This is a genomic window from Acidovorax sp. SUPP3434 (assembly GCF_030159015.1).
GTDB lineage: Bacteria > Pseudomonadota > Gammaproteobacteria > Burkholderiales > Burkholderiaceae_C > Paracidovorax.
Genome location: NZ_BQXL01000004.1, coordinates 227,089 through 250,210, shown reverse-complemented (window position 1 = coordinate 250,210; position 23,122 = coordinate 227,089). Strand labels below are relative to the sequence as shown.

At 64.7% G+C, this 23,122-nt stretch carries 17 protein-coding genes and 1 riboswitch; of the genes, 8 read left to right on the top strand and 9 right to left on the bottom strand.

The features are described from left to right. Positions 1-5: 5 nt before the first annotated feature. Positions 6-103: riboswitch (S-adenosyl-L-homocysteine riboswitch) on the bottom strand. 114 nt (positions 104-217) lie between these two features. Next, positions 218-1,057 (top strand): transporter substrate-binding domain-containing protein, encoded by an 840-nt coding sequence (locus tag AVKW3434_RS10085; protein ID WP_284405734.1) that lies wholly within the window; start codon positions 218-220, stop codon positions 1,055-1,057. Positions 1,058-1,094: 37 nt separating this feature from the next. On the opposite strand, the gene AVKW3434_RS10080 is transcribed toward AVKW3434_RS10085, so the two are convergent. Next, positions 1,095-1,826: a hypothetical protein gene (locus tag AVKW3434_RS10080; RefSeq protein ID WP_284405733.1), complete on the bottom strand. Its 732-nt coding sequence runs from the start codon at positions 1,824-1,826 to the stop codon at positions 1,095-1,097. A 294-nt stretch (positions 1,827-2,120) separates the two neighbouring features. Between AVKW3434_RS10080 and AVKW3434_RS10075 the strand changes: the two genes are divergently transcribed. The 5 genes from AVKW3434_RS10075 (at position 2,121) to AVKW3434_RS10055 (ending at position 10,440) form a co-directional block, all read left to right on the top strand. After that, the gene (locus tag AVKW3434_RS10075; protein WP_284405732.1) at positions 2,121-3,065 is read left to right on the top strand and encodes a DMT family transporter; all 945 of its coding nucleotides are present in this window, start codon (positions 2,121-2,123) and stop codon (positions 3,063-3,065) included. Positions 3,066-3,224: 159 nt separating this feature from the next. Next, a complete protein-coding gene (locus tag AVKW3434_RS10070; RefSeq protein ID WP_284405731.1) occupies positions 3,225-5,462 on the top strand; it encodes an NADP-dependent isocitrate dehydrogenase in 2,238 nt (745 codons plus the stop codon). A gap of 541 nt (positions 5,463-6,003) precedes the next feature. After that, on the top strand, positions 6,004-6,966 hold the full coding sequence (locus AVKW3434_RS10065) for a DNA adenine methylase (protein WP_284405730.1): 963 nt from the start codon (positions 6,004-6,006) through the stop codon (positions 6,964-6,966). 26 nt (positions 6,967-6,992) lie between these two features. Continuing rightward, entirely contained in the window at positions 6,993-9,074 is a 2,082-nt protein-coding gene (locus tag AVKW3434_RS10060) for an ATP-binding protein (RefSeq protein WP_284405729.1), read from the top strand. Positions 9,075-9,090: 16 nt separating this feature from the next. Beyond that, entirely contained in the window at positions 9,091-10,440 is a 1,350-nt protein-coding gene (locus AVKW3434_RS10055; protein ID WP_284405728.1) for a hypothetical protein, read from the top strand. A gap of 244 nt (positions 10,441-10,684) precedes the next feature. Here AVKW3434_RS10055 and AVKW3434_RS10050 read toward each other — a convergent pair whose 3' ends face one another. The 7 genes from AVKW3434_RS10050 to urtA form a co-directional block, all read right to left on the bottom strand. Beyond that, positions 10,685-11,041: an FmdB family zinc ribbon protein gene (locus tag AVKW3434_RS10050; protein WP_284405727.1), complete on the bottom strand. Its 357-nt coding sequence runs from the start codon at positions 11,039-11,041 to the stop codon at positions 10,685-10,687. Between the two features lie 28 nt (positions 11,042-11,069). Further along, the gene (fmdA, locus tag AVKW3434_RS10045) at positions 11,070-12,296 is read right to left on the bottom strand and encodes a formamidase (protein WP_284405726.1); all 1,227 of its coding nucleotides are present in this window, start codon (positions 12,294-12,296) and stop codon (positions 11,070-11,072) included. 75 nt (positions 12,297-12,371) lie between these two features. Beyond that, complete coding sequence (gene urtE / locus AVKW3434_RS10040) at positions 12,372-13,061, bottom strand: urea ABC transporter ATP-binding subunit UrtE (RefSeq protein ID WP_284405725.1); 690 nt, start codon at positions 13,059-13,061, stop codon at positions 12,372-12,374. A 50-nt stretch (positions 13,062-13,111) separates the two neighbouring features. Further along, positions 13,112-13,855, bottom strand: a complete 744-nt coding sequence (gene urtD, locus AVKW3434_RS10035) for an urea ABC transporter ATP-binding protein UrtD (protein ID WP_284405724.1) — start codon at positions 13,853-13,855, stop codon at positions 13,112-13,114. Positions 13,856-13,879: 24 nt separating this feature from the next. Beyond that, positions 13,880-15,082, bottom strand: coding sequence for an urea ABC transporter permease subunit UrtC (gene urtC, locus AVKW3434_RS10030; RefSeq protein ID WP_284405723.1), 1,203 nt, complete (start codon positions 15,080-15,082; stop codon positions 13,880-13,882). Between the two features lie 49 nt (positions 15,083-15,131). Beyond that, positions 15,132-16,046: an urea ABC transporter permease subunit UrtB gene (gene urtB, locus AVKW3434_RS10025; protein ID WP_284394685.1), complete on the bottom strand. Its 915-nt coding sequence runs from the start codon at positions 16,044-16,046 to the stop codon at positions 15,132-15,134. Between the two features lie 204 nt (positions 16,047-16,250). Next, positions 16,251-17,516, bottom strand: a complete 1,266-nt coding sequence (urtA, locus tag AVKW3434_RS10020; RefSeq protein WP_272549824.1) for an urea ABC transporter substrate-binding protein — start codon at positions 17,514-17,516, stop codon at positions 16,251-16,253. 173 nt (positions 17,517-17,689) lie between these two features. Here urtA and AVKW3434_RS10015 point away from each other — a divergent pair, with 173 nt between their 5' ends. Together AVKW3434_RS10015 and AVKW3434_RS10010 are read left to right on the top strand one after the other, a co-directional pair. Further along, complete coding sequence (locus AVKW3434_RS10015) at positions 17,690-21,127, top strand: hybrid sensor histidine kinase/response regulator (protein ID WP_284405722.1); 3,438 nt, start codon at positions 17,690-17,692, stop codon at positions 21,125-21,127. Continuing rightward, positions 21,111-22,028, top strand: coding sequence for a response regulator transcription factor (locus AVKW3434_RS10010; protein WP_284405721.1), 918 nt, complete (start codon positions 21,111-21,113; stop codon positions 22,026-22,028). Before AVKW3434_RS10015 ends, AVKW3434_RS10010 begins: the two co-directional genes overlap by 17 nt. On the opposite strand, the gene AVKW3434_RS10005 is transcribed toward AVKW3434_RS10010, so the two are convergent. Beyond that, on the bottom strand, positions 22,025-23,011 hold the full coding sequence (locus AVKW3434_RS10005) for a LysR family transcriptional regulator (protein ID WP_284405720.1): 987 nt from the start codon (positions 23,009-23,011) through the stop codon (positions 22,025-22,027). The two genes, AVKW3434_RS10010 and AVKW3434_RS10005, sit on opposite strands and share 4 nt — an antisense overlap. Between the last annotated feature and the right edge of the window lie 111 nt (positions 23,012-23,122).

Below are 23,122 nucleotides of genomic sequence, written 5' to 3'. Positions count from 1 at the left end.
TTGGGAACAGGCGAGCGTCGTTGGACAGTGGGGCCATCGCCGCCCGAGCCTGACGCCTGGTTGAGCCGGTTGATCGGCAGGCGCTGCAACGCTCCTCGGGGGCGGCCGGATTTTACGCGCCCTGCGCCCGGGCCATCACCGCGCCCCGCCTCCTGAGCGGGTTCTCCGGACAGCGGCATGGAAAGTGCTTGGCCGCTTCCCAGGAAGGAGCCCTCCCATGCAATCGCCCTTCGATGGTGCAACGCCCAGCCTATGGGCCAGTGAGATTCTGCAACGACGCCGCCTGGTGTGCGGCTCCATTCTGGCCCTGGGCCTGTCGGGCCCGCTGGCGGCCGCCGAACATCGCGATCAGCTGGAACGCATCCGATCCGCCCGGGTCCTTCGCGTGGCGGTCCCGCAGGACTTCCCACCGTTCGGCTTTCCGCAGGGCAACGAGCTGGCGGGCTTCGACATTTCCATCGCCAAGATGCTTTCGATGCACCTGGGCGTGTCGCCGCAGATGGTACCGGTGCCCAGCGGGGACCGGCTGGCGGCACTGCTGGAAGATCGCGTCGACATCATCATCTCCAGCCTGGGCAAGACGCCCGAGCGCGAGAAAAGCATCGACTTCTCCAGTGTCTACGCCCCGACCTACCTCGGTGTCTTCAGCCAGCAGAAATTGAGCCGCGACGAATTGCTGAAACTGCCAGCCCCGGTCGTCGGAGCGGCGGAAAACAGCCTCGAGGAATCCCTGGTCCGGGCATTCCTGCCAGCCGCGAAAATCCAGGGATTCAAAGGCAGCGCCGCGTTGCTGGACGCCTATGCCGCAGGCCATTTCGAATTCTTCGCGGGTGGCAACGTGCTGGTGGAATCTATCAAGGATGTCGGTCTGCAGACCCGTGTGCACCAGGTGGCGCTCCTCAAAGAGAGCCCATGCTATATCGGCCTTCGGCAAAACGAGGCACGGCTGAAGGACGAGATCAACCGCTTTCTGGCAAACATCCGTTCGTCGGGCGCCCTCATGGTCAACGCCATGAAATGGTTCCGCCAGAGCTTCTCGGCCGACATGTTCAAGTGAGCAGCACCGGAAACAGCGCCCACCGCCACCCTCTGATTCATCGCACCGGCAAGAACTGCAGGAAAGAACCGCCCACCAGCCCCTGCACATAGGTGATGGCGGCGCGACGGTACTTTTCGGTGGCCACCGCCGACAGCAGGTCGAGCCGGCCGATGATCTTGCCGAACTCGCGCTCGAAGCTCAGGTTGCGCCCCTGCGGACCGATCTCGTCGGCCAGCAGCAGCGGCTGGCCCGCCGCGGTGCGGCGCTGAGACAGCATCCACACGGCGATCTCCACGTTGCGCGCCGCGTTGTACAGGTGCTGGGCATCCAGGCTGTCGAGCAGGAAGAACTCGATCTTTCCGTCGTGCGCGGTGATCAGCATGTCGGCCGTGGCGTAAATGAACGCCGCCACGCGGTCGCCCGCGAATTCGGGCGCCAGGGCCGCGGCCATCGCCGCGATGTCGCGCCGCCCCTGCAAGGGCGCCCAGACCCCGCCCTTCTCGATGGTGGTGCGGACCTGCTCCATGGCCTGCTCGCGGCCCACGGCGCTGGTCTTGCGCCATTCGGCAGGGTTGCGGCGGTAAAGCTTGTCCATCAGCCGGTAGAGACTGTCCAGGTTCTCGCGCATGGCCAGCGTCGCCATGCGATTCACGTCGGACTGCCCCAATTCGCTGCCATTCGCAGACGCGCCTTTGACCTCTCCATGGGGCGCAGGCGGGCTGCTGCAGCCGGACAGGGCCGCCAGCGTGCAGCAGGACAGGAGGAGCGGAACGAACGTCAGTCGCATTGCGCCGCATTATCGACAAGGCTTGAAAAGCAGCCAGGGTTTCCTGAAACTGCCGAGGCGGTCCTTCCGTACTCACGTCGATGCCGCCGCAGGGCCGTCGGAGGTGGGCCCATGCCTTGTGATCGGCTCCCGAGGCCAGTTCACTGCGGTTTCGGATAGTCATCGGACAATAAGGAGCAAAAATACTCTAAAAGAGGCCACATTCGGCCAAGTCAGGATATTTACATGCAGAGTTGTCGTACAACTTGTGCAAAATTCACCATTTTGGGGCACCGCCCCGCCTGGAAAGAAGCCATGTCGCCCCCTATCTCCCCACTAGCGCAACGCAGGAACGTCTTCCTGCTGGCGTTGTTTTGCTGCCTGCTCTGGGGCAGCTCGTACCCGGCGATCAAGAATGGCTACGCCCTGTTCGGCATCGACAGCAGCGACACCCCGTCCAAACTCGTGTTCGCCGGCTGGCGCTTCGCCCTGGCGGGCCTGGCGCTGCTGGCGTGGGTGGCCGCCAGCGGCCGGCAGATCGGCGGCTGGCCGGCCCGGGCCTGGGGCCAATTGGCGCTGCTGGGCCTGTTGCAGACCACGCTGCAGTACATCTTCTTCTACATCGGCGTGGCGAACACGACGGGGGTGAAGGCGTCGATCATGAACGCCACCGGCACCTTCTTCAGTGTGCTGCTGGCGCATTTCCTGTACCACAACGACCGCATCAGCCATGCCAAGGCCTGGGGCTGCATCGTGGGCTTCGCCGGGGTCATGGCGGTCAACCTCGGCGCCGGGTTGGCTGGGACGCTGAGCGACTTCGAGTTCGCCCTGCTGGGCGAGGGTTTCGTGGTGATCGCCGCCCTGGTGCTGGCGCTGGGCGGCGTCTACGGCAAGCGCATTTCCCAGGGGATGGATCCCATCGTGATGACCGCCTACCAGTTGACCATCGGCGGCCTGGTGCTGCTGGCGCTCGGCTATGCCACGGGCGGCGCGCTGGGCGAAGTGACCTGGGCCTCGTCGTCGCTGCTGGCCTATCTGGTGGTGCTGTCGTCCCTGGCGATCTCGATCTGGAGCCTGCTGCTCAAGCACAACCGGGTGAGCCTCATCACCGCGTTCAACTTCATGGTGCCCGTGTTCGGCACGCTGCTGTCGGCCTGGTTCCTGGAAGAAAGCCTGCTCGAATGGCGCAACGCGGTGGCCCTGGTGCTGGTGTGCGGCGGCATCTGGCTGGTAACGAGGGTATCCGCACCGCGCGCGTGAGCCTGCAGCAGCGCGTCGAGCGGGCACCCCTTTCATGCCCATGATCGGGCGCGTGGGCACCTGCCCCGAACGGCGCTGAGGGGCATCTGTGCCGACTGCCTTCAGAAAGCGCGAAAATCACCGGCTGATCTGTCACCCCTTCCCAAGGAACGCAAGCGAATGAGCACGACGCAACCGACCATCATCTACACGCTGACCGACGAAGCCCCCGCCCTGGCGACCGCCGCCTTTCTGCCGATCGTGCGGACCTTCGCGGCCCCAGCGGGCATCCACGTGGAGACCAGCGACATCTCGGTCGCCGGCCGCATCCTGGGCCAGTTTCCCGAGCGCCTGACCGAGGCACAGCGCGTGCCCGACAACCTGGCCGCCCTGGGCAAGCTGACGCTCTCGCCTGACGCCAACATCATCAAGCTGCCCAACATCAGCGCATCGGTATCGCAGCTGGTGGCAGCCATCAAGGAACTGCAGGGCAAGGGCTATGCGATTCCCGACTACCCCGAAAATCCGACGACCGACGATGAAAAGGACATCCGCGCCCGCTACAACAAGTGCATCGGCAGCGCGGTGAACCCGGTCCTGCGCGAAGGCAACTCCGACCGCCGCGCACCCAAGGCCGTCAAGGAATACGCCCGCAAGAACCCGCACAGCATGGCCGAATGGAGCCAGGCATCGCGCTCGCACGTCTCGCACATGCACCACGGCGACTTCTACCACGGCGAAAAGTCGATCACGCTCGACAAGGCGCGCGACGTGAAGATGGAACTGGTCGGCAAGAGCGGCAAGACCACGGTGCTCAAGCCCAAGGTGTCGCTGAAGGACGGCGAGATCATCGACAGCATGTTCATGAGCAAGACGGCCCTGCTCGAGTTCTACGAAAAGGAGATCGAGGACGCGCACAAGACCGGCGTGATGTTCTCGCTGCACGTCAAGGCGACGATGATGAAGGTGTCGCACCCGATCGTCTTCGGCCACGCCGTGCGCATCTTCTACAAGGAAGCCTTCGCCAAGCATGCGCAGCTGTTCGAAGAACTGGGCGTGAACGTGAACAACGGCATGGTCGATCTGTACAACAAGATCGCCACGCTGCCCCAGAGCAAGCAGGACGAGATCAAGCGCGACCTGCACGCCTGCCACGAAAACCGCCCCGAGCTGGCGATGGTCGATTCGGCCAAGGGCATCACCAACTTCCACTCGCCCAACGACGTGATCGTCGATGCCTCGATGCCCGCCATGATCCGCAACGGCGGCAAGATGTGGGGCGCCGATGGCCGCCTGAAGGACACCAAGGCGGTGATCCCCGAGAGCACCTTCGCCCGCATCTATCAGGAGATCATCAACTTCTGCAAATGGCATGGTGCCTTCGACCCCAAGACCATGGGCACCGTGCCCAACGTGGGCCTGATGGCCCAGCAGGCCGAAGAGTACGGTTCGCACGACAAGACGTTCGAAGTTCCGGAAGCCGGCGTGGCCGACATCGTCGATCTGGCGACGGGCGAAGTGCTGCTGAGCCAGAACGTGGAAGAAGGCGACATCTGGCGCATGTGCCAGGTGAAGGACGCGCCGATCCGCGACTGGGTGAAGCTGGCCGTGACCCGCGCCCGCAACTCCGGCATGCCCGCCGTGTTCTGGCTGGACCCGTACCGCCCGCACGAGAACGAGGTCATCAAGAAGGTGAAAACCTACCTGAAGGACCACGACACGACCGGCCTGGACATCCAGATCATGAGCCAGGTGCGCGCGATGCGCTACACGCTGGAGCGCGTGATCCGCGGCCTGGACACGATCAGCGTCACCGGCAACATCCTGCGCGACTACCTGACCGATCTGTTCCCCATCATGGAACTGGGCACCAGCGCCAAGATGCTGTCCGTCGTGCCCCTGATGGCCGGCGGCGGCATGTACGAAACGGGCGCTGGTGGCTCGGCGCCCAAGCACGTGCAGCAACTGGTGGAAGAAAACCACCTGCGCTGGGATTCGCTGGGCGAGTTCCTGGCCCTGGCCGTCAGCCTGGAAGACCTGGGCCTGAAGACCGGTAACCAGCAAGCCACCCTGCTGGCCAAGACGCTGGACACCGCCACCGGCAAGCTGCTGGACAACAACAAGAACCCCAGCCCCAAGACCGGCCAGCTGGACAACCGCGGCAGCCAGTTCTACCTGGCCCTGTACTGGGCCCAGGAACTGGCCGCACAGACCGAGGACACGGCACTGGCCGCCAAGTTCGCAGGCCTTGCGAAGACCCTGGCCGACAACGAACAGAAGATCGTGGGCGAGCTGGCCGACGTGCAGGGCAAGCCGGCAGACATCGGTGGGTACTACCTGCCCGACCCGAAGAAGACCGAGGCCGTGATGCGGCCCAGCGCCACGCTGAATGCAGCGCTGGAGGCTGTAAGGGGTTAAGAAAGGTTGCGGCCTTAGTGGGGCCTGTTTGATGGAAAGCTGTACTTGTTGAAAAGCAAGTACAGCTTTTTCGCCCATCTCAGTCCAGATCGCTGGGGGATTAGCCACAGATCGATGGTTTCTTGGTTGCGATCAATTTTCTTGAATTGAATCTGGCTAAAGCGGTAATTACAGTTCGTACAACATGTCTGCTTAGGCTGGCTGTGGCTTGCTGATTGAATTTCCGCATTTGTATGAAGTGGACATTTTGTGTGCATCATGGGCCATGCGGTCGGCATTACCAGCGCAATGCGGACGCACAGCGGCTAAATGCATGCGCGCTCCCAACCTGAAAGGAGTCGTCGTCTACCTTGTCTGACCCATCGGGCTATGGTCGCCTAAAAAAAGGAGCCCCATGAGGCTGCCCTAATCCAGCGCGTGATTGCAAAGCCACGCAGTTATGGTCGCAGCATGTTTGAACCGACTTCGCGACATCAACGAATACCATTCGGGACGGGCTATATAAATAGCCAGCGGCTAGATCAAGAAATAAGTTTTGAGCATGAGCACCAGCACAAGAAGCGTCCTTAGATATCCGGGGAGCAAAGCGCGTTTCAGCGACTTCATCGCGAAGACGATCTCTCTCAACGCTGGCCGCCCTCGGCTGTTTGTCGAGCCCTTTTGCGGCGGGGCAAGCGTTTCGATCGCACTGCTCGAAGATGGTGTTGTCGACAAAATCGCGATCAATGACGTCGACCCCCTCATCGCACAGTTCTGGGCGACAGTTTTTTCAAAGGCCGGCGCCGAGTGGCTGGCTTCCCGCGTTGTCGAAGTGCCGCTATCCGTGGAAGAGTGGAAGCGGCAGAAGGCTCTGACGCCCACCAACCAACGCGCGGCAGCGTTGAAGTGCCTCTACCTCAATCGCACATCGTTCAATGGAATCATTCATAAATCGGGCCCTCTAGGCGGGTGGGGGCAGAAGAATATCAAGATCGATGTGCGCTTCAATCGTCAACGAATCGCCAATCGCATCCTCGCGCTTTCGGAGTTGCGTTCCAAAGTCACTGTCGCCAATGAAGGATGGCGCGCCTTCTGCGAGCGCTTTGCCGACGACGAGCGCGCTGTCATCTATCTCGACCCTCCCTACTATCACAAAGCGGACCAGCTCTATGGTTACGTGTTTGACGAGGTAGAGCACGAGGCCTTACGGGACTTTCTTCAAAAAATGAGCCGGCCTTGGCTTCTGTCTTATGACGATGCCCAAGAAGTGCGCGATCTTTACGAGGATGTGACGAACAAGGCCCGCGTCATCGACAACACCTATTCGACACATCCGTTGGGTGGGTGCGCATTCGTGGGGCGCGAGCTTGTGCTCACAAATATGAAGCGACTGCCGGCGGCCGCCAAAGTGGCTATAGCGCACGTTGGGCTCAGCATCAAGAAGCCTCAAAAATCCCGAGCCGGCAGCGACCTCGCCCTCCGGTTTCCGATCTCCGCAGCAGCAGCGGCTTCCCTAGCCCAATAAATTCCGAACGACTCAGAGGAGAGAGCATGTCTAACGTCTTCGATAATGCGGTCCTTCCCAACAAGCTGATGCCGCTCTTGGGCGACTTCGAAACTAACCACATCGGCTACGTTTTCGGCATTGACTTTCAGAGGGCGACGGTCCTGACGAACGACAATTGGAAAGCGCGCGTGGCAGGCATCCCACACAACAGCTTTCTAGTGGCCACTGCGATCAATCCGCAGAGTCCCGCAAATGCGACCGCATTCGACAACGAACTGATTCTGCTGAGAGTACTTGGGCCGGCGCGCCTGCCCTCCGACGGCGAGATGGTGCAGACCCGCATTGAGCACAATCAGCGTCGCGAGGCTAACGAGCGCTATCCGACCAGCGACACCGACGGCTTCGACCCAATGACGCAGAGCGAACTCCAATACGCGGGGCTCGAATGCCGCATCCTAGGAACGTTCTTTCTTGATGATGACGGAGAGATCAAGTTGGGTAGCGATGTCGAGAACTACTTCGCCGCGACACGTCTTCGCGCCTACAAGCCTCGCGCCGGCGCGCTTGAAAAGATCGTCAACCACATCAACACCGACCGCCGCAAGACGATGCTGACTGACGCGCTAGCTGCCGGATTCAAGTCGGCTCCGAGCTCGATTCCCATCGGCACGGTGCGCTATACGTCGACCTCCCGGCTGCACCGCGGCAAGGACGAGCCCAAGGTGCTGGTCCTGATCCAGCCTTCCGACTTCTTGGCTCGACGAACGGCAGTTTTGGGCATGACACGTACTGGTAAGTCGAACACGGTCAAGACCACCGTGGCTTCCGTGGCTACGGCCGGACGTCGAGATGGCATCAAGATCGGCCAGATCATCTTCGACATCAATGGCGAGTATTCGAACGCAAACCACCAAGACGACGGGAGCTCCATTGCGGCGGTGTTCGGCGCCGACTGCGTTCGCTATCGGGCCATTGAGACGGAAGGCTTTCTCGACCTTCGGACCAACTTCTACGAGCAGCCCGCCGAGGCGCTCAACTTGATCTCGAAGCTGCTGGTCAACGATCCGTTCCGCAACCAGACTGATTTGCAGCAGTTTCTCGAATCGGGACTCGAGGAGCCCGAGGCCACCGACATGTCCAACCACAAGCGTTGGCAGCAACGCGTCGCGGTCTTTCAAGCCATCCTATTCGCTGCCGGCTTTCCCGCGCCAACTGGCTTGGTAGTGAAGTTCCCAGCGAACAAGGACGTTCTGGAGGCGGTGAAGAACGCAGACGGCCCGACGCCCACTCCGGTAGGCAAGGGGCCGTGCAGCCTTTCCCCGCAGCAGGCGGTGGATTTCTTCACCACTGTCCGTAGCCTCAACTATGAGCTGCGCGAACAGCAGAAGGCGGAGAGCAAGCCGCAGAAGGGCTTCACGAACTCGTCGGGCAACGCTTGGGTGGACCCCATGATGGAGTCCTACCTGAACGTGCTCGCGAGGGCCAATGCCACCGGCACCTCGATCCGTGGCTTTCGGGCACTGATCGGAATCAAGGAATATCACTCGCCCAAGCGTCAAGGCGACGTCGTCAAGGAAGTCGTCGGCCACCTATGGGCTGGCAAGATCGTGATACTGGACTTGTCGGCGGGGCCGGTCGAGGTTCGCTCCGTCCTCTCCAAACGCATTGCGCAGCAGATCTTCGACACATCCTTCCGCGAATACAACTCGGGCAGGACGCCGCAGAACATCGTGATCTACGTTGAGGAGGCACACAATCTCATCGGCAAGAAGGAGGAGCTCACTACAACTTGGCCGCGGATCGCCAAGGAGGGCGCCAAGGCCAAGATCGCGTTCGTTTACGCCACACAGGAACCGTCGTCGATCCATCCAAACATCCTTGCCAACACCGAGAACTGGTTCGTCACGCACTTGAACAATGACGACGAGTTGAAGGCGTTGGCCAAGTTTTACGACTTCGCGGACTTCGTTGCCTCGCTGAAGTCGGCGCAGGACGTCGGTTTCGCTCGCATCAAGACGCTTTCGTCGCCCTTCGTTGTGCCAGTTCAAATAGACCGATTCACCCCGGCCGAGTTGAAGAAGCAACTCGCGGAGATAGACGCGGCCAACGCCTCCAAGGCAAATTGAGTTTCAAGGAGCGCGCATGCCCTACGAAGGACAGCAGGCCAGCAAGCGGGGGCACATCGACATCGTCAAGAACGATGACGTCAAGAAGTTCCTGTCGGAATGTTCTTATTTGACGCAGCCAGGAGACCAAGCCGCGGAATCCATCGCGGCGCTCTACCAGCCCGCGCCGAAGTGCTATGAGCTTCCGCGACTGGTGGTGGCCTCGGACGGCAGCGCCTACTCGGAGCCCATCGACAAGAAGTTTCCATCTACCCAGGTGGGCTACGTGAAGACCAGCTTCATGGCGTTCGACATGGGCGACTACAACGGGCTGGTGACTCCAGGCAGCCCATTCGTCGACCCATACGCGGCGGCAAGCCTTCACAACAAGGCCCGAGCCGTCGCGTTCACGCTGCCCGGCTCAAATGTCCGCTACAAGGGATTGCGCGTTCAGGACGGATTTCGCAGGGCGGTCTACGAGCAACTCTCCGACGAGCGCACGCAGATCCCCCGAGGCGGCTTGTCCGTGAAGGACATGCTCTATCACTTGGAGGGTGGGCAGATCGCCATTGAGAAGTGCCCGTCGTGCGGTCTCGAATGCCCCCACCTGTTCAAAAAGGGCGAGGACGAGAGCGCTTGTTCCGGCTGCGGCGCTACGGTCTATGTCACCGATTCGCTGCGCATCCACGAGCAGATCTCCGACCAAGGCGACAACTCCTCGGCGATCACCCGTTTTATGAATGCAGTGGAGCACCTGCAGTTGGTGACCCTCCTGAAGGCGATGGCGGACAACAACCTGTCTACAGTGTCCGGGGCTGCCATCATGGTGGACGGGCCGTTGGCCCTCTTCGGCCAGCCCGCGAGGTATCACGCGTCGATCCAAGCCTTCTACAACGGGCTTTTTGAGCGGTGCGCCGCCGCGTGCTTGCCTCCGCCTGTGATCATGGGCCTGCAAAAGGACGGCATGGTCATGGAGCACGCCCGCGCTCTTTCTCCCCACTTGGAGAACGGCACGTTCTGCGCGATCTCGGACAAATACCGTGCTGAGTTCATCAACGGCATCGCGCCGCTGACCGACAACTTCGGCCACGAGACCTACTATGGGCAGGACTTCATCTACAAAACCGACAGTGGGCGCATCTTCGACGTCTGCCTCGCCTACCCGTTCGCCAACAAGCAGAACCGCAAGGACTTCTCTGGGCAAAAGGCTGATCCCAAAAATTATGATCGTTGGCTTGCGCGGGCGTTCGCGCTAATTAGGCACTTGGAGTTCGACCTCTATGAGAACTCCGTTGTGCCTGTCGCGCTTGCCCATCGTCATGCTTCGATCAGCCTCTCGCCGGGCGGCACTCTATTGGACGTGTTGACGAAAAAGCATTTGAGCTAGTGTCGAGTGCTGGTCGGAACCTTGTAGGCGGCGAAGGCCGGAAGGAGCGAACCGGGGTAGCCTGATCCTTGATTAGCCACCACCACGACCGGCAATGTGCTGCTGATTTGGAGGTCTGCTTGAGGTTATATGTGAGGCTGCAGCCGCCAGCGACTGCCTCGTCCCTCTGCAAAGCAATACCAGCTTGAGCTGGTCGACTAACAGCGATGATCCTATCAGGCGACCCATCGTCACCTTGCCATCTTTAGTGGCTAATCATCCAAGGCCTCTTACTAGGAAACGCCTTCGCTCCGTTCGCCGCCGTCACCGTGGCGCCGCGCTTGCCAGAGCCGCAGCAACCGCACCCTGCCGGATGGCGCATCCGGCCGTAACTGCCTTCGTCACCGTTGCGGGAGGACCGCGGCGCATGCTGCGCCCGCTCGTTGGTGTCGAAGGCTCGGCGCTGCTCTGGGCTCACGCAGGCCAGTCGCGGGGCCGTGGCGAAAACGCGGGGGGACGCAGCGCTGCATTGGGGGCAGGCGGCGGGCTCGTTGCGCAGCGCCAGGCTGCGCAGGGCATCGAAGCCGCCACACGTGGCGCACTGGTAGTCGTAGGTGGGCATGGAGTAGGTCCTGTCGTGTGGCGGCCGGTCAGGCGAGGTCGGGCGACAGCGGCATGTCGATGCTGCCATCCAGCATCTTCACCGGGCCGCTGGCGTTCGGGTTGATGTCGAACTCGAAGATCTGCGTCGGCAGCCACAGCGTGGCGCAGGCGTTGGGCACATCGACCACGCCGCTGATGTGGCCCTGCACCGGGGCGGTGCCCAGGATCGAATACGCCTGCGCGCCGCTGTAGCCGAACTTCTTCAGGTATTCGATCGCGTTCAGGCAGGCCTGGCGGTAGGCCACGTTCACGTCCAGGTAGTACTGCTTGCCCGCCTCGTCGACCGAGATGCCTTCGAAGATCAAATAATCGTTGTAGGTCGGCACGATGGGGCTGGGTTTGAAGATCGGGTTCTTGATGCCGTACTTCGCCATGCCGCCCTTGATGAGGGTGACCTTCATGTGCACCCAGCCGGCCATTTCGATCGCGCCGCAGAACGTGATTTCGCCGTCGCCCTGGCTGAAATGCAGGTCGCCCACCGAGAGGCCCGCGCCGTCGACATAGACCGGGAAGAACACTTTCGATCCGCGCGACAAGTCCTTGATGTCGCAGTTGCCGCCGTGCTCGCGCGGCGGCACCGTGCGCGCGCCTTCGGCCGCGGCCTTGGCCTTGGCCTCGCCGGTCAGGCGGCCCATGTGGGCGGTGCCGGCCGAGGGGGGGTTGGCCAGGCCGGCGGTGGGGTCGGTGTCGATGAGCTTTTGCTCACGCTCGTTCCAGAGGTCGAGCATTTTCTTGTCGGGCAGGCAGCCGATCAGGCCGGGGTGGATCAGGCCGGCGAAGTTGACGCCGGGAATGTGGCGCGAACTGGTGAACATGCCCTTGAAGTCCCAGATCGATTTCTGTGCCTCGGGGAAATGCTCGGTCAGAAAGCCACCGCCGTTCTTCTTGGAGAAGAAGCCGTTGAAACCCCACAGGCTGTCCTGCTTGGCGCCGATGTCGAGCAGGTCCACCACCAGCAGGTCGCCCGGCTCCGCGCCCTTCACGCCCACCGGGCCCGAGAGGTAGTGCACCGTGGTCAGGTCAATGTCGCGCACGTCGTCGGCGCTGTCATTGTTCTTGATGAAGCCGCCGGTCCAGTCGAAGGTTTCCAGAATGAAATCGTCGCCCGGATTCACCCAGCAGGCCATCGGAATGTCGGGGTGCCAGCGGTTGTGGATGTTCTCGTTCTGGGTCGGCGATTGGCTCAGATCGACGTGGATGAGGGTTTCAGCCATGGCGTGCTCCTGGAAAGTGAAGGGAAGGGAAGGCGAGAGGGAAGGAACGAAAAATCCGTCGCGGACCGTGGCCGTTCACACGGACAGGTAGGCCTTGATGCGCTGCTGGTCGGTGTCCGCGCGGGCGGTTTCATGCACCAGGCGGCCGCCTTCGATCACGAACAGGCGGTCGGCCACGTCCATGGCGAACGAGAGCACCTGCTCGCTCACCACGATGGTGATCTGGCGCAGCTTGCGGATCTCGTTGAGGGCGCGGGCGATGTCCTTGATGATCGAAGGCTGGATGCCCTCGGTGGGCTCGTCCAGCAGCAGCACCTTGGGATCGGTCACCAGCGCACGGGCGATGGCCAGTTGCTGCTGCTGCCCGCCCGAAAGATTGCCGCCCTTGCGACGGCGCATGTCCCACAGCACGGGGAACAGCGCATAGATCTCTTCGGGGATCTGGCGGGTCTTCGAGTTCTCCAGGCCGGTCTGGATGTTCTCCTCCACCGTCAGCGTGGGGAAGATCATGCGGCCCTGCGGCACGTAGGCGATGCCTTTGGCCACGCGCCGAAAGCTCTCGTCCCGCGTCACCTCCTGGCCGGCCACGGTGATGCAGCCGCTCTTGACCGGCATCACGCCCATCAGGCTCTTGAACAGCGTGGTCTTGCCCATGCCGTTGCGGCCCATGATGGCCACGGTTTCGTTGGCGCGGCCCTCGAACGAGATGCCGTGCAGCGCTTCGCTCTGCCCATAGGCGACGTGCAGGTCGGTGACTTTCAGCATGGGGGGGGCTCCAGAAAACTCAAGGCGTGGGCAAAGGGCAGCGGCGCGTCTCAGTGGCCGAGGTACACGTCGATCACCTTGGGGTCGTTCTGGACCTTGTCCATCGACCCTTCGGCCAGGATCTTTCCCTGGTGCATCACGGTGACCTTGTGCGCGATGCGCTTGACGAACTCCATGTCGTGCTCGATCACGATCACCGCGCGGTTCCTGCAGATGCGCTGCAGCAGCTCGGCCGTGAGCTCGCGCTCGCGCGCGCTCATGCCGGCGATGGGCTCGTCCAGCATCAGCAGCTCGGGCTCCTGCATCAGCAGCATGCCGATCTCCAGCCATTGCTTCTGGCCGTGCGAGAGCAGGCCGGCCTCGGTGGCGAGCAGCCCGCCCAGGCCGATGTCGTCGGCCACGTCCTGCACCCGCTCCTTCACCGCGCTGGTGCAGCGAAAGGCCAGGGCGCCGAACACGGTGCGCCCGGTGGGATAGGACACCTCCAGGTTCTGAAAGACCGACAGGTTCTCGTAGATGGACGGCGTCTGGAACTTGCGGCCGATGCCCAGCCGCACGCGCTTGTGCTCGGCCATGTGCGTCAGCTCCTCGTTCTTGAACTTGATGCTGCCGCTGGTGGCGCGCGTCTTGCCGCAGATCAGGTCCAGCAGCGTCGTCTTGCCCGCGCCGTTGGGGCCGATGATCACGCGCAGTTCGTTCCTGTCCACGTACAGCGTGAGGGTGTCGATGGCCTTGAAGCCGTCGAACGAGACGGTCAGGTCTTCCACGGCCAGGGCGAAGTCGGTGTTGCTCATGGGAGGTGCTCCGGTTGCGTGCGCTCAGGCGCTCTGGCGGCGGGTGCCTTCGGGCAGGCCGGGCCCGCGCACCGCCGGCTCGGTGTCCACCGCGGCGCTGCGTGTCGCGGCGGCCTGCGGCGCGGGCACTGCGGCCTGGCGCAGGGCCTCGCGGCGGCCCTTCCACCAGGGCACGATGCGGCTTTCCCACAGGCCGGCCAGCCCCAGCGGGAAGGCCATGGTCACGCCGATGAACAGTCCCGCCATGAGGAACAGCCACAGGTCGGGAAAGCTCTCCGAGAAGTACGTCTTGCCCGCGTTGACCAGCAGCGTGCCGTACACCGCGCCCACCAGGCTCATGCGGCCACCCACCGCCGCGTAGATCACCATCTCGATGGACGGCACGATGCCCACGAAGCTCGGCGACATGAATCCCACCTGCAGCGTGAACAGCGCGCCGCCGATGCCCGAGAGCGCGGCCGCCAGGCAGAAGGTGAACACCTTGAAATTGGCCACGTCGTAGCCCGAGAAGCGCACGCGGTCTTCCTTGTCGCGCATGGCCAGCAGCAGCGTGCCCAGCTTGCTGGTCTGGATGAAGCGGCACAGCACGATGGACAGCACCAAAAGTGCCACGCACACGTAGTACAGGATGTATTTGGCGCTGTCGGTGCGCGTGTCCCATCCCCAAAGGGTTTTCAGGTCGGTCATGCCGTTCACGCCGCCCGTGTAGCCCTGCTGGCCGATGATGAGCACGGTGCAGATCAGCGCCACGGCCTGCGTGATGATCGCGAAGTACACGCCGCCCACACGGCGCTTGAACATGGCGAAGCTCACGATCCAGGCCAGCAGCGTGGGCACCACGATCACGGCCGCCAGCGCGAACGGCAGGCTCTTGAAAGGCACCCAGAAGGCGGGCAGCTCGGTGATCTGGTTCCAGTCCATGAAGTCGGGGATGCCGGGCGTGGACTGGATCCTGGTGCTCACGGGGTCGGAGGCTTCGAGCTTGAGGAGCATCGCCATGGCATAGCCGCCCAGACCGAAGAACACGCCCTGCCCCAGGCTGAGCACGCCGCCATAGCCCCACACCATCACCAGGCCGATGGCCACGAAGGCATACGTGAGGTACTTGCCCACGAGGTTCAGCCGGAAGATGTCCAGGGCGAGCGGTAGCACCACGGCCAGCAGCACCGTGAGCAGCACCAGGCTGGCCAACTGGTAGCGCAGGATCCAGGCTTTGAGGGCATTCATGGGACGACTCCGGTGGGTGCAGGGTGGGGGCAAAGCAGTGGGCGCGCGCTCAGCGGCGCACCTTCGAGGCGAACAGGCCCTGCGGCCGCACCATCAGGATCAGCACGATCAGCGACAGCGTGATCACCTTGGCCATGGAGCCGGCCAGGAAGAACTCGGTGATCGACTGCGTCTGCGCGATGCCGAAGGCCGACACCACCGTGCCCAGCAGGCTCGCCGCGCCGCCGAAGGTGACGACGAGGAACGCATCGACGATGTAGAGCGAGCCCGAGGTGGGCCCCGTGGAGCCGATGGTGGTGAACGCGGCGCCCGCCACCCCCGCGATACCGCAGCCGATGGCGAAGGTGAGTCGGTCGGTCTTCTTCGTATCGATGCCGATGGCGTTGGCCATCACCCGGTTGCTGACCGTGGCGCGGACACGCAGGCCCCAGCGGCTCCTGTGCAGCGCGAGCAGCACGCCCGCCGTCACCACCAGCGTGAGCGCCAGCACGAACAGGCCGTTGATGGGAATGTCCAGCCCCTCGGCGGGCGCCCACGATCCGAGCAGCCAGTCAGGCAGGGTCGGGCTCACTTCCTTGGGGCCGATGAAGGTGCGAAAGCATTGCTGCAGCCCCAGGCTGATGCCCCAGGTAGCCAGCAGGGTGTCCAGCGGGCGCTTGTACAGGTGGCGGATCAGGCCCCACTCCACCAGCCAGCCCGCGATGAACGCGAAGCCGAAGGCCGCGGCGATGGCCAGCGGGAAATAGAACGGCATCCACTGCGGCGCGTGCGTGGACGCGAGCGTGGAGCCCAGGTAGATGGTGTAGGCGCCGATGGTCATGAACTCGCCGTGCGCCATGTTGATGACGCCCATCTGGCCGAAGATGATCGCCAGCCCCAGGCCCATGAGCAGCAGCACGGCGAACAGGCTCAGGCCGGCGAAGCCCTGCATCAGGCCGATGTTCATCATTTCGGAAAAGGTCATGGTGCAGCTCCTGCGTGCAAGCCCATCAAAGAAAAAAGCCCGATGCGGCAGTGCCGCCCTCACAACGGTCCGCACCAGGCGCGGGACTGACGACCGGCGCGGCCTCATGCCGGGGACACCGAGGAAGGGCCGCCCCGCACCGAAGGTGTCGTCCCCCTCCCGCGCAGCGAGAGAGGGGAAGGCGCTCAGCGCCTCAGGGGGTGGTCACTGATACCCCTTGGGGAAGGGATCGGGCTTGATGAGTTCGGGCGATTCGGCCACCACCTTGAACGTGGCGTCCGGCAGCCCCTGCGCGATGCGGGACTTGCTCCACAGGTGGTGGTTGGCGTCCACCTTCACGTAGCCCTCGGGCGCGGTCTTGAGTTCGATGCCCGGCGATGCGGCCACCACCTTGTCCACGTCGAAGCTCTTGGCCTTCTCGACGGCGGCCTTCCACAGCCAGGGACCCAGGTAACCCGCCTGCGTGACGTCGCCGATCACCGCATTGGGGCCGTACTTGGCCTTGAAGGCGGCCACGAACTTCTTGTTGTTCTCGTTGTCCAGCGACTGGAAGTACTTCATCGACGAATAGAAGCCCGCGAAGTTCTCGCCGCCCACGCCGGTCATCTCGTCCTCGGTGACCGACAGCGTCACCAGCAGCTGCTTGTCGCCCGTGATGCCCGCCGCCTTGAGCGCCTTGTAGAACGCCACGTTGGAGCCGCCCACCACGGCGACGAACAGGCAGTCGGGCTTTTGCACCTTGATCTTGTTCATGAGCGAGCCGAAGTTGGTGCTGCCCAGCGGGTAGTACTCCTCGCCCACGACCTTGCCCTTCTGGAAGTTCTCCACGTGCTTGCGCGCGATCTTCATCGAGGTGCGCGGCCAGATGTAGTCCGAGCCGATCAGGAAGAAGGTCTTGGCCTTCTTCTCGGTCTTGGCCCATTCCAGGCTGTACAGGATCTGCTGCGTGGCCTCCTGGCCGGTGTAGATCACGTTCTTGGACTGCTCCAGGCCCTCGTAGAACGTGGGGTAGTACAGCAGGCCGTTCTCCTTCTCGAACACGGGCAGCACGGCCTTGCGCGATGCGCTGGTCCAGCAGCCGAACACGGCGGCGCAGTGGTCGTTGATGAGCAGCTTCTTGGACTTTTCAGCGAACGTCGGCCAGTCGGAGGCGCCGTCTTCCTTGATGACCTTGATCTTGCGACCCAGCACGCCGCCCATGGCGTTGATCTGGTCGATGGCGAGCTGCTCGGCCTGGATCGATCCCGTCTCCGAGATGGCCATGGTGCCGGTCGCCGAATGCAGCTGGCCCACGGTGACCTCGGTGTCCGTCACCGCCAGCTTGGTGGTGTTGACCTGCGCCGTGGGCTGCGCGAAGGACCATGCGGGCAGGCCCGCCACCGAGGCGGCCCCCATGGCCTGCAGCAGCCGGCGGCGGCCCGCATCCGCGGCCAGGAGGGGGGAGACATTCGGATCGAGGGGGTGCTTCATGGGAGCGCTCCTTGCAACAGGCAATACGGGGTGGTTGGACGGCGTCGGTGGTTCCGCGCTGGGGCCAAGATTAGGGACAACCCTGCTGCGCGCCCATACGTCAATTGACGTAGCCGCCCGCCCGGCCCCGGCGCACGGCGCGGACAAGAACGTTTCTTGCATGCAGGCCCGGCATGGCCCCGATCGCACCGCCCACCCCCCAGACCGCGCCGCAGACCATTTTTCGGTTCCGCCGCGAATACAACGCCTGGGTGGCCGACGAGACGATGGAGGACTACGCGCTGCGCTACACGCCCAAGGGCTTTCGGCGCTGGAGCGAATGGCGCGTGGCCAACACGGCGTTCGGCTCGCTGTCATTCCTGGCGCTCGAAGCCATCGGCGGCGCCATCGCGCTCAACTACGGCTTCGCCAATGCGATGTGGGCCATCCTGGCGGTGGGCGTGCTGATCTTTCTCACCGGCCTGCCGATCGCCTACTGCGCGGCGCGCTACGGGCTGGACATGGACCTGCTCACGCGCGGCGCGGGCTTCGGCTACCTGGGCTCCACCATCACCTCGCTGATCTACGCGGTGTTCACCTTCATCTTCTTCGCGCTGGAGGCCGCCATCATGGCGCTGGCACTGCAGATGGTGGTGGACTGGCCGCTGCAGTGGTGCTATGTGCTGTCGTCCCTCGTGATCCTGCCGCTGGCCATGCGCGGCATCACGCTCATCTCCCGGCTGCAGGCGTGGACGCAGCCGCTGTGGCTCTTCCTGCTGCTGCTGCCCTTCGTGTGGATCGCGCTCGCGCAGCCGCAGCTGTACCGCGACTTCGCGGGGCTGTCGGGCCTCAAGAGCGGCAGCAGCCAGTTCGATCCGCTCATGTTCGGTGCCGCGGCGGCAGTGATCTTCTCCCTGGTGGTGCAGATCGGCGAGCAGGTGGACATCCTGCGCTTTCTGCCCGAGCGCACCGCCGCCAACCGCTGGCGCTGGTGGGGCGCGGTGCTGGTGGCCGGCCCGGGCTGGATCGTGATGGGCATGCTCAAGATGGCGGGCGGCGCGTTCCTCGCCTTCGCCGCGCTGCAGTTCGAGGTGGGAACGCACCGCGCGGCCGAGCCCACGCAGATGTTCCTGGCCGGCTTTCAGCAGGTCATGCAGGCGCTGGGGCTGCCGGGCCTGGCCGTGGCGGTCACGGTGGTGTTCGTGGTGGTCTCGCAGGTGAAGATCAACGTGACCAATGCCTACGCGGGCTCGCTCGCCTGGTCCAATTTCTTCGCCCGCATCACGCGCAGCCACCCGGGACGCGTGGTGTGGCTGGTGTTCAACGTGGGCATCGCCACGCTGCTGATGACGCTGGGCGTGTTCGGCGCGCTGGAGAAGGTGCTGGCCGTGTACAGCAACGTGGCCATCGCCTGGGTGGGCGCGCTGGTGGCCGATCTCGTCATCAACAAGCCGCTGGGCCTGTCGCCCCGGGGCATCGAGTTCCGGCGGGCGCACCTGTACGACTTCAACCCCGTGGGCCTGGGGGCCATGGTGCTGGCGGCCTCCGTGGCCTGCTGCGCCTATGCCGGCCTGCTGGGCGACCATGCGGCCGCGTTCTCGCCCTTCATCGCGCTGGCGCTGTCGATGGCGCTGTCGCCGCTGCTGGCCTGGGCCACCGGCGGGCGCTACTACCTGGCCCGCATGCCGGACACGCTGTGGAAGCCCGGCGAGTCCGTGCGCTGCGCCGTGTGCGAGAACCCGTTCGAGTCCGAGGACATGGCCCGCTGCCCGGCCTACGGCGCGCCCATCTGCTCGCTGTGCTGCTCGCTCGAATCGCGCTGCCACGACCGCTGCAAGACCGGCTCGCGCGCGGCCGACCAGTTGCGCGCGGTGGCCGCGCTGCTGCTGCCGCGCACCTGGGCGGCCCGGGTGAACTTCCGCCTTGGCCAGTACCTGATGGTGCTGGTGTCGCTGTGCGCGGTGATGGCGTTCCTGGTGGGCGTGGTCTATGTGCAGGAGGGGCTGGAGACACCGGCCCAGTTCCTGCGCACCCCGTTCCTGAAGGTGTTCGCCCTGCTGTCCCTGCTGGCGGCCGTGTGCGCCTGGTGGGTGGTGCTCAGCACCGACAGCCGGCGCATGGCGCAGGACGAGTCCGAGCGGCAGACGCAGCTGCTGCTGCAGGAGATCGAAGCCCATAAGCGCACCGATGCCGAGTTGCAGGCCGCCAAGGACCGGGCCGAATCCGCCAGCATGGCCAAGACGCGCTACGTGGCCGGCATGACGCACGAGCTGCGCTCGCCGCTCAACAGCATCCTCGGCTACACGCAGATCCTGCTCAAGAACCCCGAGACCGACGGCTGGATGCGCGAGACGCTGTCCACCATGCAGCACAGCGGCCAGCACATGCACGCGCTGATCGACGGCTCGCTCGAGCTGGCCCGCATCGAGGCGGGCCGGCTGAGGCTGGACCTGGCGCCGCTGCCGCTGGCCGAGCTGATCCGCAACGTCGAAGGCATGCTGCGCCCGCAGGCCGAGGCCCGGGGCCTGACCTTCGTGGTGGAGACGCTGGGCACCGTGCCGGACTGGATCCGGGCCGATGGAAAGCGGCTGCGCCAGATCCTCATCAACCTGCTGTCCAACGCCGTTCGCTTCACCCAGCAGGGCGAGGTGCGGCTGCGCCTGGACTTTCGCCCGCACGTCTCGCGCATCGAGGTGATCGACACCGGCATCGGCATCGAGCCGCAGGACCTGGAGCGCATCTTCCTGCCGTTCGAGCGCGGCAGCGCCGGGCGCCGCGCGAGCGAGGCGGGCACGGGCCTGGGCCTCACCATCACGCACCTGCTCACCGAACTCATGGGCGGCCAGCTCACCGTGGCCAGCCGGCACGGCCAGGGCAGCACCTTCACCGTGCGGCTGTACCTGCCCGGCATCTCCCCCGACCCGGCCTGGCGCCCCACGCACGCCGTGGCCCTGCGGCCCGTCATCGGCCACATCGCACCGCGCCGCACGCTGCTGGTGGTGGACGACCAGCCGCTGCAGCGCCAGCTGCTGGCCGGGCTGCTGGTGCCGCTGGGGTTCACCGTGCGCGAGGCCGCCAGCGGCCGCGAGTGCCTGGAGATCGTGCGGCAGGCGCCCCCCGACCTCGTGCTGCTGGACATCACCATGGACGACCTCGACGGCTGGCAGACGGCCGCCCTGCTGCGGGCGCTGCGCCCGGCGGCGGCGCTGCCGATCGTCTTCGTCTCGGCCAACCAGTTCGACAACGAGCCCGCGCGGCTGGCCGCCGCCCAGTGCCAGGGTTTCGTGGGCAAGCCCATCATCGAATCGGAACTGCTGCAGGCCCTGCAGGCGGCGCTGCAGCTGGAGTGGGTGCACGACAACACGCCGGCCAAGGCCCCTGCCTCGCAGGGCTCGCCACCCGCCAGCCCCGCGCCGCCGCCCCACACCCTGCCCGCCGACCTGCGCGAAGACCTGAACCGCCTGGCGCGGCAGGGCCAGGCCGCCGCCGTGCGCGAGCGGCTGCGCGGCGCACGCGACGGTCTGCCCGGCCATGCCGCCGCGCTGGCGCAGCTGCAGGCCTGCGCGGACCGCTTCGACTTCGACGCCCTGGCCCACCTTCTGCGAGAACCCGAACATGACGAACTCCCCTGACAGCGTGCAGGCCGCCGCCCCGCGCCGCGTCATCCTGGTGGTGGACGATGCGCTGGACACCCTGCGCATGTTGTGCGATGCGCTGGCAGGCGAAGGCTATGCCGTGCTGGCCGCGCGCGATGCCGACGAGGCCATCGAGCGCTTCGAGGTGACCGTGCCCGACGGCATGCTGCTCGATGCGGTGATGCCCGGCACCGACGGCTTCGCGCTGTGCCGCCGCATCAAGGCCACGCCGCCGTGGGCGCACGTGCCCATCGTCTTCATGACCGGGCTGTCGGAGACCGAGCAGATCCTGCGCGGCTTTGCCAGCGGCGGCGTGGACTATGTGGTCAAGCCCCTGCGCATTCCCGAGGTGATGGCCCGCCTGGCCACCCATGTGGCCAACGCGCAGGCCGCCCGGCTGGCGCGCGAGGCCGTGGACGTGGCGGGCCTGGGCGTGGTCGTGCTCGATGGCCAGGACCGCATCGCCTGGCGCTCGCCGCAGGCCACGCGCTGGCTGGAGGCCGCCTTCGGCGGGCACGGCGACGCCACTGCGGGCGACCCCGCGCGCTGGCTGGCGCAGGCCCAGCGGCAGGGCGAAGCCAGCACGCCCCTGCCCGGCGGCCTCCAGCTGCAAGCCCGTCACCTGGGCGCGAGCGGCCTGGCCGAGTCGATGCTGCTGCTCAGCCAGGGCCCGGCCGCAGGCGCCGCCGCGCCGCGGTTGCCGCCCGTGGCGCTGACCCCGCGAGAGACCGAGGTGCTGTCGTGGCTCGCCAAGGGCAAGACCAACCGCGATATCGCTGATATTTTGGGCATGAGCCCGCGCACGGTGAACAAGCACCTGGAGCACATCTTCGAAAAGCTCGGCGTGGAAACGCGCACCGCCGCAGCGGCGCTGGCGGGGCAGCTGCTGCAGGACTAGGGCCGGGCCACGGCGCCCTTCGACAACGCGCGCCTCGCTCCCTGCGTGGCCGAGGCCAGTTCCTTGCCGGAGAGCACGTAAGCAGGGCAATCGAGCAGGCGAGCGATCGCAAGGTCCAGGAACGCCCGCACCCGCCTGGGCTGGGCCGTGCGGTTTCCGTAGTAGATGTGCAGGCCGATGTGGGTGCTGAGGTGCGCCACCAGCACGGGCACCAGCCGCCCCGCCCGGATATGCGAGGCCGCGGAGAAATTCGCGAGCTGCCCGATCACCTGCCCCGACAGCACGGCCTGCAATTCCAGTTCGGAATCGTTGGTCGCGAACGCTGGCGACATTTGCCGGTGCTCGACCTTTCCATCGACGGTCAGATACCAGGCGGAGACCTTCCCCGTGGCCGGATGGCGGTACACGCTGCATCGGTGTGTGGCCAGATCCTCCAGCGTGTGGGGCATGCCGTGCGCAGCCAGATAGGCCGGGGCGGCGCACACGATCATCTGGATCGGAAACAACTGGCGGCCGATCACCCCATCCTGGGGCGATGCCCCGATTCTGAAACCGATATCGACCCGGTCCTGCACCCAGTTGCCAATGCCGTCGTCCAGGTGAACGTCCGGTTGAATGCCGGGATGGGCTTGGCAGAACTCGTCCAGCACCGGCATCAGGATTTCCGCAAAGGAGGTCCTGGGTCCGACGATGCGCAGGGGGCCGGCAATGCCCTCCTTGCTCTGGCGGGCCGAGGCCAGGGCCCGGTCCAGCGCCGCCAGTGCCGGCTGTGTGCTCTCCAGCAGGTTCTGTCCCTCTTCGGTGAGCGCGAGATGGCGGGTCGTGCGGTGAAGCAGCCGGACACCGAGGTGCTGCTCCAGTTGGGCGATGGCCTGACTCGCCGCCTGCGGAGAGACCCCTTGCGCCAGGGCCGCCTGTCGAATGCTCCCCAGTTCGACGGCCTTGGCGAAGGTGGAGATTGCCTTGAATTCATTGATTGGCATGGTGGGTGTGACCGGATGAGAACACGCTGTCGCGCGCGCCCCAGTATCAACCTTTACTTGCCACTGGTGCAAGCTGAAGCGGCCTAGTGGCTTGCAGCCTCACTGCTTAAA

Bases quoted from the DNA above. Each gene is read 5' to 3' on its own strand.
- AVKW3434_RS10050 (WP_284405727.1), bottom strand. From the start codon at position 11,041: ATGCCCACCTACGACTACCAGTGCGCCACGTGTGGCGGCTTCGATGCC.
- AVKW3434_RS10005 (WP_284405720.1), bottom strand. From the start codon at position 23,011: ATGCCAATCAATGAATTCAAGGCAATCTCCACCTTCGCCAAGGCCGTC.
- AVKW3434_RS10060 (WP_284405729.1), top strand. From the start codon at position 6,993: ATGTCTAACGTCTTCGATAATGCGGTCCTTCCCAACAAGCTGATGCCG.
- urtE (WP_284405725.1), bottom strand. From the start codon at position 13,061: ATGCTGAAAGTCACCGACCTGCACGTCGCCTATGGGCAGAGCGAAGCG.
- urtC (WP_284405723.1), bottom strand. From the start codon at position 15,082: ATGAATGCCCTCAAAGCCTGGATCCTGCGCTACCAGTTGGCCAGCCTG.
- urtA (WP_272549824.1), bottom strand. From the start codon at position 17,516: ATGAAGCACCCCCTCGATCCGAATGTCTCCCCCCTCCTGGCCGCGGAT.
- urtD (WP_284405724.1), bottom strand. From the start codon at position 13,855: ATGAGCAACACCGACTTCGCCCTGGCCGTGGAAGACCTGACCGTCTCG.
- AVKW3434_RS10080 (WP_284405733.1), bottom strand. From the start codon at position 1,826: ATGCGACTGACGTTCGTTCCGCTCCTCCTGTCCTGCTGCACGCTGGCG.
- AVKW3434_RS10065 (WP_284405730.1), top strand. From the start codon at position 6,004: ATGAGCACCAGCACAAGAAGCGTCCTTAGATATCCGGGGAGCAAAGCG.
- urtB (WP_284394685.1), bottom strand. From the start codon at position 16,046: ATGACCTTTTCCGAAATGATGAACATCGGCCTGATGCAGGGCTTCGCC.
- AVKW3434_RS10055 (WP_284405728.1), top strand. From the start codon at position 9,091: ATGCCCTACGAAGGACAGCAGGCCAGCAAGCGGGGGCACATCGACATC.
- fmdA (WP_284405726.1), bottom strand. From the start codon at position 12,296: ATGGCTGAAACCCTCATCCACGTCGATCTGAGCCAATCGCCGACCCAG.
- AVKW3434_RS10070 (WP_284405731.1), top strand. From the start codon at position 3,225: ATGAGCACGACGCAACCGACCATCATCTACACGCTGACCGACGAAGCC.
- AVKW3434_RS10075 (WP_284405732.1), top strand. From the start codon at position 2,121: ATGTCGCCCCCTATCTCCCCACTAGCGCAACGCAGGAACGTCTTCCTG.
- AVKW3434_RS10010 (WP_284405721.1), top strand. From the start codon at position 21,111: ATGACGAACTCCCCTGACAGCGTGCAGGCCGCCGCCCCGCGCCGCGTC.
- AVKW3434_RS10085 (WP_284405734.1), top strand. From the start codon at position 218: ATGCAATCGCCCTTCGATGGTGCAACGCCCAGCCTATGGGCCAGTGAG.
- AVKW3434_RS10015 (WP_284405722.1), top strand. From the start codon at position 17,690: ATGGCCCCGATCGCACCGCCCACCCCCCAGACCGCGCCGCAGACCATT.